General features: G+C 69.2%; 18 protein-coding genes. 6 read left to right on the top strand and 12 right to left on the bottom strand.

Going from position 1 to position 16,002, the window contains the following annotated elements:
• Positions 1-94 precede the first annotated feature (94 nt).
• Both ABL840_RS00790 and ABL840_RS00785 read left to right on the top strand, forming a co-directional pair.
• Positions 95-967 (top strand): fumarylacetoacetate hydrolase family protein, encoded by an 873-nt coding sequence (locus tag ABL840_RS00790; RefSeq protein ID WP_093300487.1) that lies wholly within the window; start codon positions 95-97, stop codon positions 965-967.
• A 35-nt stretch (positions 968-1,002) separates the two neighbouring features.
• On the top strand, positions 1,003-1,617 hold the full coding sequence (locus ABL840_RS00785; RefSeq protein WP_093300486.1) for a VOC family protein: 615 nt from the start codon (positions 1,003-1,005) through the stop codon (positions 1,615-1,617).
• Positions 1,618-1,639: 22 nt separating this feature from the next.
• Here ABL840_RS00785 and ABL840_RS00780 read toward each other — a convergent pair whose 3' ends face one another.
• The 3 genes from ABL840_RS00780 to ABL840_RS00770 are packed head-to-tail and all read right to left on the bottom strand — an operon-like array spanning position 1,640 to position 5,573.
• Positions 1,640-3,025, bottom strand: coding sequence for an L-serine ammonia-lyase (locus ABL840_RS00780; protein ID WP_176947425.1), 1,386 nt, complete (start codon positions 3,023-3,025; stop codon positions 1,640-1,642).
• Positions 3,026-3,029: 4 nt separating this feature from the next.
• A complete protein-coding gene (locus ABL840_RS00775) occupies positions 3,030-4,199 on the bottom strand; it encodes a M20 aminoacylase family protein (RefSeq protein ID WP_093300483.1) in 1,170 nt (389 codons plus the stop codon).
• 30 nt (positions 4,200-4,229) lie between these two features.
• Positions 4,230-5,573: a DUF3100 domain-containing protein gene (locus ABL840_RS00770; protein ID WP_093300589.1), complete on the bottom strand. Its 1,344-nt coding sequence runs from the start codon at positions 5,571-5,573 to the stop codon at positions 4,230-4,232.
• 128 nt (positions 5,574-5,701) lie between these two features.
• On the opposite strand from ABL840_RS00770, the gene ABL840_RS00765 reads away from it, so the two are divergent.
• Both ABL840_RS00765 and ABL840_RS00760 read left to right on the top strand, forming a co-directional pair.
• Positions 5,702-6,703 carry a LysR family transcriptional regulator gene (locus ABL840_RS00765; RefSeq protein WP_418116167.1) on the top strand — a complete coding sequence of 334 codons (1,002 nt, stop codon included), beginning with the start codon at positions 5,702-5,704 and terminating at the stop codon, positions 6,701-6,703.
• 59 nt (positions 6,704-6,762) lie between these two features.
• Positions 6,763-7,221 carry a CopD family protein gene (locus ABL840_RS00760; RefSeq protein WP_093300481.1) on the top strand — a complete coding sequence of 153 codons (459 nt, stop codon included), beginning with the start codon at positions 6,763-6,765 and terminating at the stop codon, positions 7,219-7,221.
• Here ABL840_RS00760 and ABL840_RS00755 read toward each other — a convergent pair.
• The 5 genes from ABL840_RS00755 to ABL840_RS00735 form a co-directional block, all read right to left on the bottom strand.
• Positions 7,218-7,625, bottom strand: coding sequence for a hypothetical protein (locus ABL840_RS00755; RefSeq protein WP_093300480.1), 408 nt, complete (start codon positions 7,623-7,625; stop codon positions 7,218-7,220). The two genes, ABL840_RS00760 and ABL840_RS00755, sit on opposite strands and share 4 nt — an antisense overlap.
• Before the next feature lie 270 nt (positions 7,626-7,895).
• Entirely contained in the window at positions 7,896-8,309 is a 414-nt protein-coding gene (locus tag ABL840_RS00750; RefSeq protein ID WP_093195684.1) for an organic hydroperoxide resistance protein, read from the bottom strand.
• A gap of 219 nt (positions 8,310-8,528) precedes the next feature.
• Positions 8,529-8,960: a VOC family protein gene (locus ABL840_RS00745; RefSeq protein WP_093300478.1), complete on the bottom strand. Its 432-nt coding sequence runs from the start codon at positions 8,958-8,960 to the stop codon at positions 8,529-8,531.
• 18 nt (positions 8,961-8,978) lie between these two features.
• Positions 8,979-10,217, bottom strand: coding sequence for a CaiB/BaiF CoA transferase family protein (locus ABL840_RS00740; protein ID WP_093300476.1), 1,239 nt, complete (start codon positions 10,215-10,217; stop codon positions 8,979-8,981).
• Positions 10,218-10,224: 7 nt separating this feature from the next.
• The gene (locus ABL840_RS00735; RefSeq protein WP_093195687.1) at positions 10,225-11,424 is read right to left on the bottom strand and encodes an acyl-CoA dehydrogenase; all 1,200 of its coding nucleotides are present in this window, start codon (positions 11,422-11,424) and stop codon (positions 10,225-10,227) included.
• Positions 11,425-11,610: 186 nt separating this feature from the next.
• Here ABL840_RS00735 and ABL840_RS00730 point away from each other — a divergent pair, with 186 nt between their 5' ends.
• Positions 11,611-12,513 carry a LysR substrate-binding domain-containing protein gene (locus tag ABL840_RS00730; RefSeq protein WP_093300475.1) on the top strand — a complete coding sequence of 301 codons (903 nt, stop codon included), beginning with the start codon at positions 11,611-11,613 and terminating at the stop codon, positions 12,511-12,513.
• A gap of 7 nt (positions 12,514-12,520) precedes the next feature.
• A complete protein-coding gene (locus tag ABL840_RS00725) occupies positions 12,521-13,456 on the top strand; it encodes an AraC family transcriptional regulator (protein ID WP_418116166.1) in 936 nt (311 codons plus the stop codon).
• On the opposite strand, the gene ABL840_RS00720 is transcribed toward ABL840_RS00725, so the two are convergent.
• Genes ABL840_RS00720 through ABL840_RS00705 form a run of 4 tightly spaced genes read right to left on the bottom strand, consistent with a single transcriptional unit; the run spans position 13,453 to position 15,930 of the window.
• Positions 13,453-14,253, bottom strand: a complete 801-nt coding sequence (locus ABL840_RS00720) for a 2-keto-4-pentenoate hydratase (RefSeq protein WP_093300587.1) — start codon at positions 14,251-14,253, stop codon at positions 13,453-13,455. The genes ABL840_RS00725 and ABL840_RS00720 overlap by 4 nt on opposite strands.
• A gap of 5 nt (positions 14,254-14,258) precedes the next feature.
• Entirely contained in the window at positions 14,259-14,765 is a 507-nt protein-coding gene (locus tag ABL840_RS00715; protein WP_093195689.1) for a GFA family protein, read from the bottom strand.
• The gene (locus tag ABL840_RS00710; protein ID WP_093300474.1) at positions 14,762-15,586 is read right to left on the bottom strand and encodes a zeta toxin family protein; all 825 of its coding nucleotides are present in this window, start codon (positions 15,584-15,586) and stop codon (positions 14,762-14,764) included. Before ABL840_RS00710 ends, ABL840_RS00715 begins: the two co-directional genes overlap by 4 nt.
• Positions 15,583-15,930: a hypothetical protein gene (locus tag ABL840_RS00705; protein WP_240652265.1), complete on the bottom strand. Its 348-nt coding sequence runs from the start codon at positions 15,928-15,930 to the stop codon at positions 15,583-15,585. Before ABL840_RS00705 ends, ABL840_RS00710 begins: the two co-directional genes overlap by 4 nt.
• Positions 15,931-16,002: the final 72 nt, after the last annotated feature.

The raw sequence follows: 16,002 nt of genomic DNA, 5'->3' as shown, positions 1-16,002 counted from the left end.
CGATCCGTTCTTTCATGGCGAATTGTTCCGCGTTCGTTCCACCAGCATCATCGATCGACCACCTCCCGGTCAACCACCTGCCCGCGCACACGCCATGAAACTCGCCAGCTTCCACCATCGCGACACGCTTCGCTTCGGCGTGGTCCGAAACGACGATGAAGTCGCCGACCTGAGCGCACAGCCCGGCGCGCCCGCGGGGCTGCTCGAACTGCTCGCGCGCGGCGACGAAGGCATGGCCTGGCTGCACGCGGCGCTGGCCGATGCGCCGCGCCTGGCCTTGTCCGACGTGCGGCTGGCCGCGCCGATTCCCGCGCCGCGCAAGTTCCTCGGGCTCGGCGGCAACTACGCCTCGCACCTCGAGGAAGCCGCGAAGCTCGGCCTGGCGCGGCCGCCGGGGCAGGTGTGGTTCAACAAGCAGGTCTCATGCGTGGCCGGCCCCTTCGACGCGGTGCACAAGCCGCGCGTGTCCGGGCAGTTCGACTACGAGGGCGAGCTGGGCGTGGTGATCGGCCGGCGCTGCCGCCATGTTCGCGCCGAGGACGCGATGGCAATGGTGGCCGGCTACGTGGTCGTGAACGACATGAGCGTGCGCGACTGGCAGATGCGCGCGCCGACGCACACGCTGGGCAAGTCCTTCGACACGCACGGGCCCTTCGGCCCCTGGCTGGTGACACGCGACGAGATCGCCGATCCGCACGCGCTGCGGCTGCGCACCTGGGTCAACGGCGAGCTGCGGCAGGACGGCAACACGGCGCAGATGATCCACCGCATCGAGGCGATGCTGGTCGAGCTGAGCACCGCCTTCACGCTGGAGCCTGGCGACGTGCTGAGCACCGGCAGCCCCGCCGGCGTCGGCGGCCTGATGGACCCGCCGCGCTACCTGGTGCCGGGCGACGTAGTGCGCGTGGAGATCGAGGGCATCGGCCACATCGAGAACCGCGTGGTGGCCGAGCCCGACGCCGCCTGAACGCACCGCCCTTCGAAGAAGAAAAGGAGACACCCATGAACGACGAAATCGCCCTGCCCGCGCGCCGCCCCCTGCCCGACTTCGCGCACGCCGCGCTGCGCCCCGTCAAGCTCGCGCACGTGGTGCTGCGCGTGGGCGAGCTCAAGCGCTCGCGCGACTGGTACCTGGAAGTGCTGCAGGCCCGCGTGGCCTTCGAGAACGCGATGCTGTGCTTCCTGAGCTACGACGACGAGCATCACCGCATCGGCCTGATCGCGCCGCCGGGGCTGAAGCACGAGGCCGACGCGAGCACGGGGCTGGAGCACATCGCCTTCACCTACGGCTCGCTCGGCGAGCTGCTGGCCAACCACCGGCGGCTGGCGGCCCGCGGCATCCTGCCCTACTGGTGCATCAACCACGGGCCGACGATCTCGATGTACTACCGCGACCCCGACGGCCACCGGCTGGAGCTGCAGCACGACGTGTTCGAGACGGCCGAGGAAGTCGACGCCTTCTTCGCGGGCGGCGCCTACGCCGAGAACTTCATGGGCGTGGTGTTCGATCCCGTCGAGCTGGCCGCGCGCTACGAGGCCGGCGAGCCGCTGGCTTCGCTCACCGCGCGGCCGCGGCTGCCGACAGGCAAGGGGCCGTGGGACATGTTCGTGCCCTGAGCCCGGCGCGACCTGAGGACGCTCAGCACTCCACCACGTTCACCGCGAGGCCGCCGAGCGAGGTTTCCTTGTAGGTCGCCTTCATGTCCTCGCCGGTCTGCTTCATGGTGCGGATCACCGCGTCGAGCGACACGTAGTGGCTGCCGTCGCCGCGCAGCGCCATGCGCGCCGCGTTGATCGCCTTCACCGCGCCCATCGCGTTGCGCTCCACGCACGGTATCTGCACCATGCCGCCGACCGGGTCGCAGGTGAGGCCCAGGTTGTGCTCCATGCCGATCTCGGCCGCGTTCTCGACCTGCGCCGGCGTGGCGCCGAGCACCGCGGCCAGCGCGCCGGCCGCCATCGAGCAGGCCACGCCGACCTCGCCCTGGCAGCCGACCTCGGCGCCCGAGATGGAGGCGTTGGTCTTGTAGAGCATGCCGATGGCCGCGGCGGTGAGCAGGAAGTCGACGATGCCTTCGTCGCTCGCCTGCGGCACGAAGCGCTGGTAGTAGTGCATCACCGCGGGCACCACGCCGGCCGCGCCGTTGGTGGGCGCGGTGACCACGCGGCCGCCGGCGGCGTTCTCTTCGTTCACCGCCATCGCGAAGGCGTTGACCCAGTCCATCGCCGCGAGCGGATCGGCTGCGCCGGCCTGTGCCAGCAGTTCGCGGTGCAGTTCGGGCGCGCGGCGGCGCATGCGCAGCGGGCCGGGCAGTGCATGCGCGGCCAGCGGGTTGTCGATGCCGAAGCCGCGCTGCACGCACTGCTGCATCACGCCCCAGATGCGCAGCAGGCCGGCGCGCACCTCGGGCTCGGGCCGCCACACGCATTCGTTGCGCATCACCAGCGCGGCCACCGACAGGCCGTTGTCGCGGCATTGCGCCATGAGCTCATCACCGGTCGAGAAGGGATGCGGCACGGCGGCGGTGGCTGCCACCGTGGCGGCCACCGCCTGCCCGCCCTCGACGACGAAGCCGCCGCCGACCGAGAAGTACCTGCCCTCGGCCAGCGTGGCGCCATCGGCCGCGAAGGCGGTGAAGCACATGGCGTTCGGGTGCTCGGGCAGCGACTCCTCGCCGCGGAAGGCGATGTCGCGCACGCGGTCGAAGTCGATGGGCGTGGTGCCCAGCAGGCTCAGCCGGCCGGTGCGGCGCAACTCCTCCAGCCGGGGCTGCACGGTCTCGGGCCGCACGGTGTCGGGCGCGTCGCCGAAGAGGCCGAGGATCACGCCCTGGTCGGTCGCGTGGCCGCGGCCGGTGGCGCCGAGCGAGCCGAACAGGTCCACGCGCAGCCGCGCCACCTGGGCGAGCACGCCGCGCCGCTCGAGCGACTGCGCGAACATGAGCGCCGCGCGCATCGGCCCGACGGTGTGCGAGCTGGAGGGGCCGATGCCGATCTTGAAGATGTCGAAGACTGAGAGCATCAGCGCATCATGCGGCCGGGAGCTGCTGTTTGACCAGTGCCACCCAATAGGCCGCGCCCAGCGGCAGGATGTTGTCGTTGAAGTCGTAGTACGGGTTGTGCACGTTCGGGTCGTTCGGGCCCTCGCCCGCGCCGATGCCGATGTAGGCGCCCGGGCGCTTCTGCAGCATGAAGGCGAAGTCTTCCGAGCCCATGGCGGGCGGGATGTCGGTGTGCACCTGCGCAAGCTCCACCAGGCTGGCAGCGGCGGCGATGGCGGCGTCGGTCTCGGCGGGCGTGTTGACCACGCCGGGGTAGCCGCGGCGGTAGTCGAGCGCCACCTTCGCGCCGTGCGTGGCGGCCACGCCGTCGCAGATCTGCTGCATGGCGGCCTGGGTCTGGTCCTGGATGCCGGGGTCGAGCGTGCGCACGGTGCCGCGCAGCACCACCGTTTCGGGAATCACATTCCAGGTGTCGCCGCCGTGGATCTGCGTGACGCTCACCACGGCCGAATCGGTGGCGCCGGTGCGGCGGCTCACGATGGTCTGCAGCGCGTTGACGAGCTGGGCCGAGACCACTACCGAGTCGATGCCGGTCTCGGGCATGGCGCCATGGCTGCCCTTGCCGGTGACGACGATCTCGAAGGTGTCGAGAAAGGCCGTCATCGTGCCCTTGCGGATAGCGAACCGGCCGCGCGGCAGGCTCGGGAAGTTGTGCATGCCGTAGACGGCGTCGGCCGGGAACTGCTCGAACAGGCCCTCGTCGACCATCACGCGGCCGCCGCCCTCGTTCTCCTCGGCGGGCTGGAACACGAAGTGCACCGTGCCCTTGAAGGGCTTGTGGCGCGACAGGTGCTCGGCCGCGCCCAGCAGCATCGCGGTGTGGCCGTCGTGGCCGCAAGCGTGCATCTTGCCGGCGCACTTCGAGGCGTGCGCCTGCGTGCCGAGTTCCTGCATGTTCAGCGCGTCGAGGTCGGCACGCAGCGCGATGCTCGGACCCTCGCCGTTCTTCAGCGTGCCGACCACGCCGGTGCCGGCCAGGCCACGGTGCACGGGCAGGCCCATCAGCATCAGCGCGTTGGCGACGACGTTGGCGGTGCGGTGCTCCTCGAAGGCGGTCTCGGGGTTGGCGTGGATGTCGCGGCGCCAGGCCAGCATGCGGGCGCGGGTGTCTTCGGCGATTTCGGGGTCGCGGTACATGGTTCTTTTCAGCTCTCTCGTGGAATGGGGTCAGTGGAAGAATTCGGCGATCACCGTGGCACCAAGGAATGTGCCGGCCGTGGCGGTGAGCGACACCACCACGATGCGCCAGCCCAGCTGGCGGAACACCGGCAGGTCCTTCGCGACCGAGAAGCCGGCCAGCGCGAGCACCGGCGTGGTGAAGGCCAGGAAGTTGAGCTTGCCGGTGATCGCGATCAGCGCATCGGAGAACGGAAACAGCCCCGGAATGCCCGCCACGGTGGCCACCACCGACAGCACCAGCACCATCGGCAGGCGCGGCACGAGGCGCTTGATGCCTTCGACGATCAGCGCGATGACCACCACCGCAGCCAGGCCCTCGAGCGACACCAGCACCGGCACCTTGTAGGTCAGCGAATTGCCGATGAGCACGCCGCCGCCCACCACCGCCCAGGCGATGAGCGTGTCGCGCAGCGACATCGCACCGCCATGGCCGACGCTGGCCTGCGAGACGGCCGCCGTGCCCGCGTCCTGCGCGCCGCGCTTCGAGAAGCGGCCCAGCACCGGCTCCAGCTTGCCGTAGAGCCACGAGCACAGCGGCAGCGACAGGAACAGCGTGAAGTAGAAGCCCACCACCGTGGTCAGCAGGTTCGACGCGGCGGCAATGGCGGTGAGCTGCGGCAGCATCTCGGCCGGCTGCTGCGCCGCGATGGCGCCCAGCGCCGCCGCCATCAGGCTGCCCGAGCCCACGCCGGCGCCCATGGCCAGCGAGCGCGGATCGAAGACGTGCAGGCTGGCGACGAAGCCCGCCAGCACCGCGATGAAGAGCGCGCCCAGCACGGTGCCGGTGATGTACTCGGCCAGCACGCCGCGGCCCTCGGGCGAGGCCATGCCGTACTTCTCTCCGATGATCACGAGGTTGCCCTCGCGGCCCACCGAGAAGGTGGCGCCCACCGCCTCGCGCTTGATGCCCAGCAGCAGCGCCAGCGGCAGGCCCAGCGCCAGAGTGCCGAGCGCATGGCCGAACTCCTGGAACAGCAGCGCCCAGCCGGCCTGCTTCACTTGCGGCAGCGCGGCGCCGACCGTGAGGCCCAGCTTCACCACGAAGAGCAGCAGGCCCGCGTTCAACAGGCCGCCGGCGAAGGACTGCTCGGCGGTCGCCACGCGCACCACGCCCGGCACGCGGCGGTGCGCGATGCCCCATGCGGCCGCGATCAGCAGCGCCCACAGCATCGGCAGCAGCGCCACCTTGCCCGGGCCGACGCTGAACTGCACCGGGCCGATCAGCTCGGCCGCGGCCACGACGGCCAGGGTGACGAGCACGAGCCTGAGTTTTCCGGAAGCCGAGGAAGAAGGGGCAGCGGCGGCGAGCGTGGTGGAGGCGGCGGATGTCATCGCGTGGGGCATCGTGTGGCGCAGGACCTGCGGGGTGCCGGCGAGTTTGGGGTTGCCAGCCTCTTGCATCAATGACCGCGAATCGACATATTTGTTGCATTGAATGCAACACTCAGGAGACGAAGGCCATGGACGACAGGCTCGACACGCGCCGCGTGCGCTACTTCATGCAGGTGCTCGAGAGCGGCTCCGTGCGCGGCGCCGCCGAGGTGCTCGACATGGACCCGTCGGCCGTGAGCCGGGCCATCGGCATCCTCGAGCAGGAGTGCGGGCTGCCGCTGCTGGAGCGCCACGGGCGCGGCGTGGTCGCCACCGACGCGGGCCAGATGCTGGCCGGCTACGTGCGGCGCCAGAACAGCCAGAAGCAGCACCTGATGGCGCAGATGGACGGCATCCGCAAGATCGAGCGCGGCCACATCTACATCGTGGCCGGCGAGGGATACGTGGACTGGCTCATGCGCCACAGCCTGCGCGACTTCATGACCACGCACCCGCGGATCACCATCGACCTCGACGTGGCGAGCACCGACGAGATCGTGCAGCGGGTGGTGGAGGAACGGGCCCACGTCGGCCTGCTGTTCCAGCCGCCCAAGGACGAGCGGCTGACCTCGCACCATTCGCACCCGCAGCCGATCCAGGCGCTGGTGCTGGCTTCGCATCCGCTCACGCAACTGGGCCGCCCGCTCAAGCTGAGCGACCTGCTGCCCTACGCGGGCGCCACGCTGCACCGAAGCTTCGGCGTGCGCCAGCACATCGAGGCCGCCGAGATCAGCGAAGGCGTGCGCCTGCCCTCGCTGCTGACCACCACCTCGTTCAGTGCGCTCGGGCACTTCGTGTCGGCGGGACTGGGCTATGCGCTGGGCACGCGCATCTCGCTCACGCCCAACGCGAGCAATCCGGAGCTGGTCGAGCTGCCGATGAAGAACCCGCTGCTGTCGCAGGGCCGCTCGCACATCGTGTCGCGCCACGGGCGCATGCTGTCGCCGGCGGCCGCGGAGCTGCTGCGCTGCGTGGTGGCCGACATGCGCCGCTATGCCTCCGGGGGCGGCGGCGAGGAGAAGCCGGAAGGGACGGGCAAGGCGGACAAGGTCGAAAAGGCGGCCAGGAAAACCGGGAAGCGCGCGGCATGAGGCGCGGCATGAGGCGCGACATTGCGCGCCACGCCCCTTCGGTGTTCTGATCGGGCCCCATGTCCTACGTCATCCCGCTCTTCATCCACCTGCTCTGCGCCGCCTTCTGGGTCGGCGGCATGGCGACCATGCACTTCGCGGTGCGCCCCTCGGCCGTCGCCACGCTGGAGCCGCCGCTACGCCTGCGCATGATGGCCGCGACGCTGCGGCGCTTCTTCGTGGGGGTGGACGCATCGGTCACGCTGCTCTTCGCGACCGGCGTGGCGATGATCCTCGCGGGCGGCGGCTTCCGCGGCCTGCACTGGCGCATCGAAGCGATGATGAGCATCGCGATCGTGATGCTCGCCATCTACGTCTACATCCGCGCCTCGGTATTCAGGGCCATGCGGCGCGCGGTGGACGAAAGCGCCTGGCCGGCGGCGGCCGCGCGGCTGAACACGGTGCGCAAGCTGGTGACGGTGAACCTCGTGCTGGGCGTGATCGTGTTCGGCGTGGCGACTATCGGGCGGGCAGCCTAGCTTTTGCGGTACTCCGGCTCAATCCGCGGCTCACCGATGCAAAGAACGGAGACGCATTCGGCCACGCTGGTCACCAGGTATTCACGGACATCGCCATAGAACAATCCGATGCAACTGCCAGGGCGAGTGGACTCCTGTGACAGCCACCCACCAGATTGAATTGAGAACACCGAGCAGTTCGGAGAAGAGCAGGCTGGCCAGTATTCGGCAAGATCGCGCTCATCCATGACCCTGTAGGCTACGACGTCGTCGAATCTGATACTGATCAACGTATTGCTCTTGGGAGCCTGCGCGACGACTGTGAGCTTTCGCGCTGCATAGTCGATACGCACGATCTCACTGACACCGTAGTCGTCGACCGCGACCGGCAACGCAACCGCCTCGACCTTTGTCGGCTGAGTCATGGCACGGCCCGCTCCAACACGATGTGCATCGCATAAGAACGTTCAGACATCGAAATCTCCCCAAGGACCGTTCTGCGCAATATGGCGTTCACCGATTCTCCGCCAGGCTCCGCGATGGAGGTGGCCGTCCAAGCGCATCACCAGCGCCAGGCTTTCAATGCCTACAGCGCTATCTTCAGCTCACCAAAAAGGGAGGTCGCTTGAGTTGCAGAGAAGCGCAATCCGTGCGCGAGCCTGCCTAGCGCCACTGGCGCCGGCAGGCCGCACCGCTCAGACCAAGTTCAACTCCACGTCGATGTTGCCGCGCGTGAGCTTCGAGTAGGGGCAGGTCTGGTGCGCGGTGTCGACCACGGCGCGCGCGGTTTCGCGGTCGAGGCCGGGCAGGCTGATGTTCAGGCGCGCCTGCAGGAAGTACTGGCCCTCCTGGAGCACGAGGTCGACCTCGGCGTCCACCGACAGGTCAGCCGGCAGCTTGACCTTCAGCGTGCCCGCAGCCTTGCCCATGGCGCCGATGAAGCAGGCCGACCAGCCGGCCGCGAACAGCTGCTCGGGGTTGGTGCCCGTGCCGTTGCCGCCGGGGGGCGAGAGCTGGATGTCCAGGTGGCCGTCGCTGCTGCGCGATGCGCCGAGGCGGCCGCCGGTGGTGTGGGTCTTGCCGGTGTAGAGGACTTGCTTGTCGGTCATGGAGATTCCTTTGGACTGGAAGGTGGTTCGAAAGACTTGGTTGTGGGCTCCATCGCCTCGTCTGCATGCGCATCGTTGGCGATGCGGGAATTACATCGACAGGCTGTATCCGCGATGTGTCGAACCACCGGCCGGTTTGCATGCGCGTGTGTCCGCTGCGCCATGCAGACACAGTGGCGTACAAATCTCCGGACGGAGGGGATCAGGAAGAAGGAAGGCTCAGGCCGCAGGGCCCTTGAGTTCGACGCCGTTGCCGTCGGGATCGGCGATGTAGATCGAGGGGCCGTTGCCCTCGGCGCCGAAGTTGTTCTGCACCTCGCCGTGCACCGCGACGCCGTTCTGCGCCATCAGCGCGCGGATGGCCGCCTCGTCGAAGGGCTCGATGCGCAGGCAGAGGTGGTCGACGTTGCGGCCTTCGGTGCCGGCGAGCGCCCCGCCCTGCCTGCCCAGCGGGCCGTCGGGCGTGACGAGGTCGATCAGGCTGGCCCCGGCGCGCAGGTGCACGAGCCCCAGGTCGTCGCGGCGTTTCTCGACGGTGCAGCCCAGCACGCCGCAGTAGAAGGCGATGGAACGCTCGGCGTCCTTCACGCGCAGCACGACGTGGTCGATGCGCAGCACCGAGAACGGTGGCTGGCGCATCGGGTTCGTCATGCGGACCTGCTCATCGGTTCAGACCACGCCGGCCGAACGCAGCGCCTCGAAGCGGGCCGCGTCGATGCCCATTTCCGCCAGCACCTCCTGCGTGTGCTGACCCAGTGCCGGCGGTGCATGGCGCAGCACGGGCGGCGTGCCCGAAAGGCGCAGCGGGCTCGCCACGCCGGTGATGCTGGCGATGCCGTCGCCCGCGTCGCGCGGCAGCGTGACCGCGAGGCCTCGCGCCTTGACCTGCGCGTCGTCGAAGGCCTGCGCGATGTCGTTGATGGGGCCGCAGGGCACGGCCTTGTCTTCGAGCAACGTGACCCATGCGGCGGTGGTGCGGGTGCGCGTGAGCTCTTCCATCATCGGGATCAGCACGCCGCGGTGCTTCACGCGCAGGGTGTTGGTGGCGAAGCGCGCGTCGGTCGCCCATTCGGGGTGGCCGCCGGCCTCGCAGAAGCGCGCGAACTGCCCGTTGTTGCCGATGGCCAGCAGCATCGCGCCGTCCTGCGTCGGAAAGTCCTGGTAGGGCGCGAGGCTGGGGTGCGTGTTGCCCTGGCGCCCGGGCGCCTTGCCGGTGTTGAGGAAGGCGCTCGCCTGGTTGGCGAGGATGGCCATGCCCACGTCGAGCAGCGCCATGTCGATGTGCTGGCCTTCGCCGGTGCGATCGCGCACCTGCAGCGCGGCCAGGATGGCGGTGCTGGCGTAGACGCCGGTGAACAGGTCGGTCAGCGCCACGCCCACGCGCAGCGGGCCACCGCCGGGCACGTCGTCGGGACGGCCGGTGATGCTCATCATGCCGGTCATGGCCTGGATCATCAGGTCGTAGCCCGCGCGCTCGGCATACGGGCCGTCGTGGCCGAAGCCGGTCACGCTGCAGTAGATGAGGCGCGGGTTGGCCGCGCGCAGGCTCTCGTGGTCGAGGCCGTACTGCTTGAGGCCGCCGGTCTTGAAGTTCTCGACCACGATGTCGGCCTGCGCCGCCATCTGCTTCAACAGCGCCTGCCCGTCGGGCGTGGCCATGTCGACCGTGACCGAGCGCTTGTTGCGGTTGCAGGCGGTGAAGTAGCTGGCCTGGTCGGTGTCGTTGCCGTTCGCGTCCTTGATGAAGGGCGGGCCCCAGGTACGCGTGTCGTCGCCGACGCCGGGGCGCTCGATCTTGACGACGTCGGCGCCCAGGTCCGCGAGGATCTGCGTGCACCACGGGCCCGCGAGCACGCGGGAGAGGTCCAGAACCTTGATGCCGTCGAGTGCTGCGGGCTTGCCGGTCATGCGCGGATCAGTTCGAGAAGGCGGCGATGCCGGTGATGGCGCGGCCCAGGATCAGCGCGTGGATGTCGTGCGTGCCTTCGTAGGTGTTGACCACTTCGAGGTTCACCAGGTGGCGGGCCACGCCGAACTCGTCGCTGATGCCGTTGCCGCCCATCATGTCGCGTGCCATGCGGGCGATGTCCAGCGACTTGCCGCAGTTGTTGCGCTTCATGATCGAGGTGATTTCCACCGCGGCGATGCCCTCGTCCTTCATGCGGCCCAGGCGCAGGCTGCCCTGCAGGCCCAGCGTGATCTCGGTCTGCATGTCGGCCAGCTTCTTCTGGATGAGCTGGTTGGCGGCCAGCGGGCGGCCGAACTGCTTGCGGTCGAGCGTGTACTGGCGGGCGCGGTGCCAGCAGTCTTCGGCGGCGCCGAGCGCGCCCCACGAGATGCCGTAGCGGGCGCTGTTCAGGCAGGTGAAGGGACCCTTCAGGCCCTGCACTTCGGGGAAGGCGTTTTCCTCGGGGCAGAACACGCCGTCCATCACGATCTCGCCGGTGATGCTGGCGCGCAGGCCGACCTTGCCGTGGATGGCGGGGGCGCTCAGGCCCTTCATGCCCTTCTCGAGCACGAAGCCGCGGATCGGGCCGACGGCACCGCTCTCGCTGACTTCCTTGGCCCACACCACGAACACGTCGGCGATGGGGGAGTTGCTGATCCACATCTTCGAGCCGGTGAGCGAGTAGCCGCCCGGAACCTTCTTGGCGCGCGTGGCCATGCTGCCGGGGTCGGAGCCGTGGTCGGGCTCGGTCAAGCCGAAGCAGCCGATCCATTCGCCGGTGGCGAGCTTGGGCAGGAACTTCTGCTTCTGGCCCTCGGAGCCGAATTCGAAGATCGGCACCATCACCAGCGAACTCTGCACGCTGGCCATCGAGCGGTAGCCCGAGTCGACGCGCTCGACTTCACGGGCGATCAGGCCGTAGGCCACGTAGTTGAGGCCGGGGCCGCCGTACTGCTCGGGAATCGTCGGGCCCAGCAGGCCGAGGGCGCCCATTTCGCGAAAGATGGCGGGGTCGGTCTCGCCGGTGCGGAAGCCTTCGAGCACGCGGGGAGCCAGGCGCTCCTGGCAGTAGGCATTGGCCGCGTCGCGGATCATGCGTTCTTCGTCGGTCAGCTGCTGGTCGAGAAGAAGGGGGTCGTCCCAGTGGAATTGCGCTTTGGCGGCCATGTGGCTGTCTCCGGAAAAGGGGAAAAAGAGAAAAGAGGGGGGAATGGGGCGATGCTAGCCACGCGGGGGCCATGACGCAAACGAGGATTCCGCACCCAGATATGCGTTCGTAGAATGTCTTGCAAGATGTTCGACCGGCTTCTCCATTGACGAGCCATCGAATCCATACATACAGCCGAGGCATACATGCGCCGCAAGATCCCGCCCCTGCAGACCCTCGTGTGCTTCGACGCCGCCGCGCGCCACGAGAGCTACACCCGCGCCGCGCAGGAGCTCGCCCTCACGCAGAGCGCGGTGTCGCGCCAGATCGGCACGCTCGAGGCCTTCCTCGGCGTGGCGCTGTTCCGCCGTACCCGGCACGGCGTGGCGCTCACCGCCAGCGGCACAGCCTACGCGCGTCAGACGGCCAAGCGGCTCGAGGCGATGGAGCGCGACACGCTCGACGCCATGGCGCACCAGGGCGAAGGCGGTTCGCTCTCGCTCGCGGCCGTGCCCACCTTCGCCACCCGCTGGCTGATGCCGCGCCTGAAGGGTTTCGCTGCGCTGCAGCCCGACGTGGTGGTGCACATCGAGACCCGCACCCGCCCCTTTCTCTTCGCCGACGCGGAGTTCGACGCCGCCCTCTATGCCGGCACGCCCGCGCAGGTCGAGAACTGGGCCGGCACGCGCGCGCTGCTGCTGATGCACGAGGACGTGGTGCCGGTGTGCAGCCCCGCCCTGCTTCCGCGCGGCAAGGCCGTGACGCCCGCCACCATCGCGAAGATGCCGCTGCTGCAGCAGAGCACGCGCCCCGACGGCTGGCGCCAGTGGTTCGACGCGCAGCAGATCGATGCGCCCAACGCGCGCGGCGGGCCGCGTTACGAGCTGTTCTCCATCCTGGCCGCCGCCGCGTCGCACGGGCTCGGCGTGGCGCTGATGCCGACCATGCTGGTGGCCGACGAACTCGCGCGCGGCGAGCTGGTGGTGGCCTGCGCGCGGCCGCTCTCGGGCGAGCGCAACTACTACCTCGTGACGCCCGAGCGGGCCGACCAGCGGCCGCTGCTGAGGTTCTTCAGCGACTGGCTGTTGGAGCAGGCGCGGCAAGGCTGAGTACGCCATGAAGCGAGACAGCCGGTCCGAATACGAATGGCGCATGTACAAGGTGCTGACGCACATCGACGAACACCTGGACGAACCGCTCGAACTCGCCGAACTGGCCGACGTGGCGCATTTCTCGGCCTATCACTTCCACCGGCTGTTCGCGGCCTGGGCCGGCGAGACGCTGGGCGACTACGTACGCCGCCGGCGCGTGGAAGTCGCCGCGCTGCGGCTCGCGACGCAGCCGCGCGTGTCGGTGCTCGACGCGGCGCTGTCGGTGGGCTTCGGTTCGGGCGAGGCGTTCTCGCGGGCGTTCCGCGCACGCTTCGGCAGCTCGCCAACGGCGTGGCGCGCGGTGCACCGCTGGTCACCGGCCGACACGGAAAGCAATCCTGATCAGATCGCCTTGCACGGCTTCACGAAGAATGAGCCTTCACCGCGCGACACCGCGCCAACGGAGGCCATGCCCATGAACGTCGAACTCATCACCCGCCCGCCCGTCACCATCGCCTACCTGCGCTACGTGGGCCCGTTCGGCGCGCCCGTGGGCGTCTTCTGGGAAACGAAGGTGGCGCCGTGGATCGGCGCCCGCAAGCTGTGGTCGAACCCGCGCTACGGCATCAGCCACGACGACCCAAGCATCACGGCGCCGGAGCAGTCGCGCTACGACGCCGCCGTGGAAGTGCCCGAAGACTTCGTGCCGGACGGCGGCTTCCAGAAGACGGTGCTGCCCGGCGGGCGCTATGCGGCGATGAAGTTCAAGGGCCTGCCCCAGGAGATCAACGAAGCCTGGGCGAGGGTGCTGCGCGACTGGCTGCCAGCCAGCGGCTTCCAGATCGACAACCGGCCGGCGTTCGAGTACTACCTGCGGTGCGTTCGACGAAAAGACCGGCGCCTTCGAATGCGACATCTGCATTCCGATCGCGCCGCTCTGAACGGCACGAGCCGCCGCTAGCGCAGCGTGATGCCGAGCGAGTCGAAGGGCGCGTCGAACTCGGCGCGCCACGACTGGCCGGGCTCCAGCGGCCAGGCATCGGTCCAGGTGCCGGTGGTGACCACGTCGCCGGGCATCAGCGCCGGCGCGCCGGGGCAGCGCTGCAGCTCCTGGTTGAAATGGTGCAGGGCATGCAGCGGGCCATCGAGCACGTTGACGCCCTTGCCTTCTTCGATGAGTTCATCGCCGCGGTAGAGCCTCATGCGCGTGCGGCCAAGCAGTTCGTCGAGCGCATGGGCGCTGGTGGCGAAGCGGCCGACCGGCGTCTCGCGCCCGATCAGCAGGCGCGCATGCAGCCCGCCGTCGGCCACGGTGTCGGCGGCGGTGAACTTCCAGCCGGGCAGGTGCGACTGCACGATCTCGAAGCCCGGCGCGAGCCATGCGATGCAGCCGAACAGCTCTTCCAGCGTTGCGTCGCGCGGCGGCGTCGCGGCGATGCTGAAGACGATCTCGGGCTCCAGGCGCGGCTGGCAGAGCTTGTCGAGGCTCACTTCGCCCTTGCCGCCGCTGCTGCGCGCGAGCGTGGTGTGCCACACGGTGCCCCAGATGGGCGCATAGACCTCGTAGCGGGGCCAGATCGTGCGGTTGGTGAAGCCGATCTTGTAGCCCACGGGCCGTTCGCCGCGAGCGGTGCGCAGCGCGCGCAGGGCCAGCGCCTGCTGGTATCCGGCGTCGACGTCCGCCGCGATCGGGAGCGGGCGATCGGCGGGCCACAGCAGCCCCCGGTCGTAGTGGTCGAGAACAGCCTGGGGTGTCATGCGCATCACCTCTTCGCGGGCCGGACGCCTTCCCGGGCATAGGCCTCGACCAGCGCCGGAAAGGCGTCGAAGGCGGGCATGGTGCCGAAGCTGTGCTTCGCGGGCGTGGAGGCCCACGGCAGCTTCTCGTCGGCCCAGGTCTCGATGAAGGGCTCGACCCATTCATGCCGGTCGAGCATGCTGGGGCGCAGGTTGACGAAGTCGTCGAGCCCTTCGGCGCGCGTGAACATCCAGCTCTTGCAGTGCGGGCAGAAGTAGTGGTGCGAGTCGGCGCCGTGCAGGCCGCCGATGACGGGCTCGCCCGACACCACCTCGAAGCCCGGTGTGGGAATGGCCAGCGAGAGCGAGAAGGCGCTCGCGCTCATGGCCTGGCAGCCGGTGCAGTGGCAGGCCATCGACAGCAACGGCGGCGCGCTGATGCGCAGGCGCACCTGGCCGCAGCGGCAGCCGCCGGTCCAGGGGAGTTGCCAGTCGCCGGCGGCTTGATCGGAGGATGGGTTCGAGGTGCTCATGGGGTGCTGCGGTCCTTCTGCTGTTGCTTCGGTGCGGTCTCGGCGGTCTTCTTCGGCTGCGGGGCGCGCGACGGCCTGAACGGCCCCGTGACCTTCTCGAGCCATGGGTCGCACACGGCACGCAGCTCGGGGTCCACGTCGAACCGGGGGTCGCGCGCGTCGAAGAGAACCGATTTCTTCGCCTGCGCGCGCACCAGCGCGAAGGCGTTCTTTTCGGAGCGGCTGTTGTCGAACATCAGCGTCATGTTCGCGATCTGCGCCGCGTGGCCGACGGCCGCCTGCGTGCGGGGAAAGCGCTCGACGAGCTTCTTGCGGTCCACGTCGTAGCCGCCCTGCTGCTTTCGCGTGCTCACGCGGAAGACGGACATGTCCACAGAGACGAGGCCGACGAAGAGCAGCACGACGAAGTAGCCGGCCTCCTGCATCGCGCGGATGTCGTCGGCCTTCGACTCGTGGCCGCCGCCGGGCAGCGGCTTCCAGTGCGAGAAGACAGTCTCGAAGGCGAAGGGCATGCGCTGGTCCATCACCAAGCTCTTGAAGGCGCGCACGCCCTTCTGCGAGAGGATCTGCCAGCGCTCGTCGTCGTCGCGCAGGCGCTGGGCCCAGCCGGGGATGTGTCCGGTGGCGGGATCGGCGTCGGGCAGGATGGACATCATCATCCGGTCGGCATTGACCAGCGGCAGCCGCAGCGACGGCGCGAGGCGCGAATACCAGAGCGTCGATTTGCCGGAGCCGTTGTGGCCGGCCAGCACGAAGGCCACCGGACGCGGCCCGTGCGTCTGCTCCAGCAGCTTTTCGAGCTTCGGCGGCCGGCTGCTCACGCCTTGCTCGCGCGGAACCTGCCGTCGACCATGCGGCCGATGACCTTGGTGCCGTCGGCCGCTTCGCGCACGACCTTGGTCGGGTCTTGCGGATAGGCGGAGTAGGCGTAGACCTTGGCCGCGTTGGGCCCGCGGAAGACCACCGAACGGTCGATGCCGGGCTTGTTGAGCGCACGTGCCGCCTTCTTCAGCAGCACGGTGGTGTTGTCCTCGGGACGCACCGCCGGACGCGGCGCCTTGCCGACCTTGACCAGGGCCATGCCGCGCCCCAGCACGGCGACCGACCGGCCCTGGACCATTTGCCCCGTGGCGGCTTCGCGTGCAGCGGTTTTTTCTCTTGCCATGAGCGCATGATCGCTCAAAACGGATGACGGCCGCCCCGCCTTGCCGCAAAGCCCGCGCGGGAAAGCCGCGTC

Origin of the sequence: Variovorax sp. NFACC27, from assembly GCF_048301545.1 — a bacterium.
Lineage (GTDB): Bacteria > Pseudomonadota > Gammaproteobacteria > Burkholderiales > Burkholderiaceae_C > Variovorax > Variovorax gossypii.
This window is presented reverse-complemented; position numbering and strand designations above follow the sequence as displayed.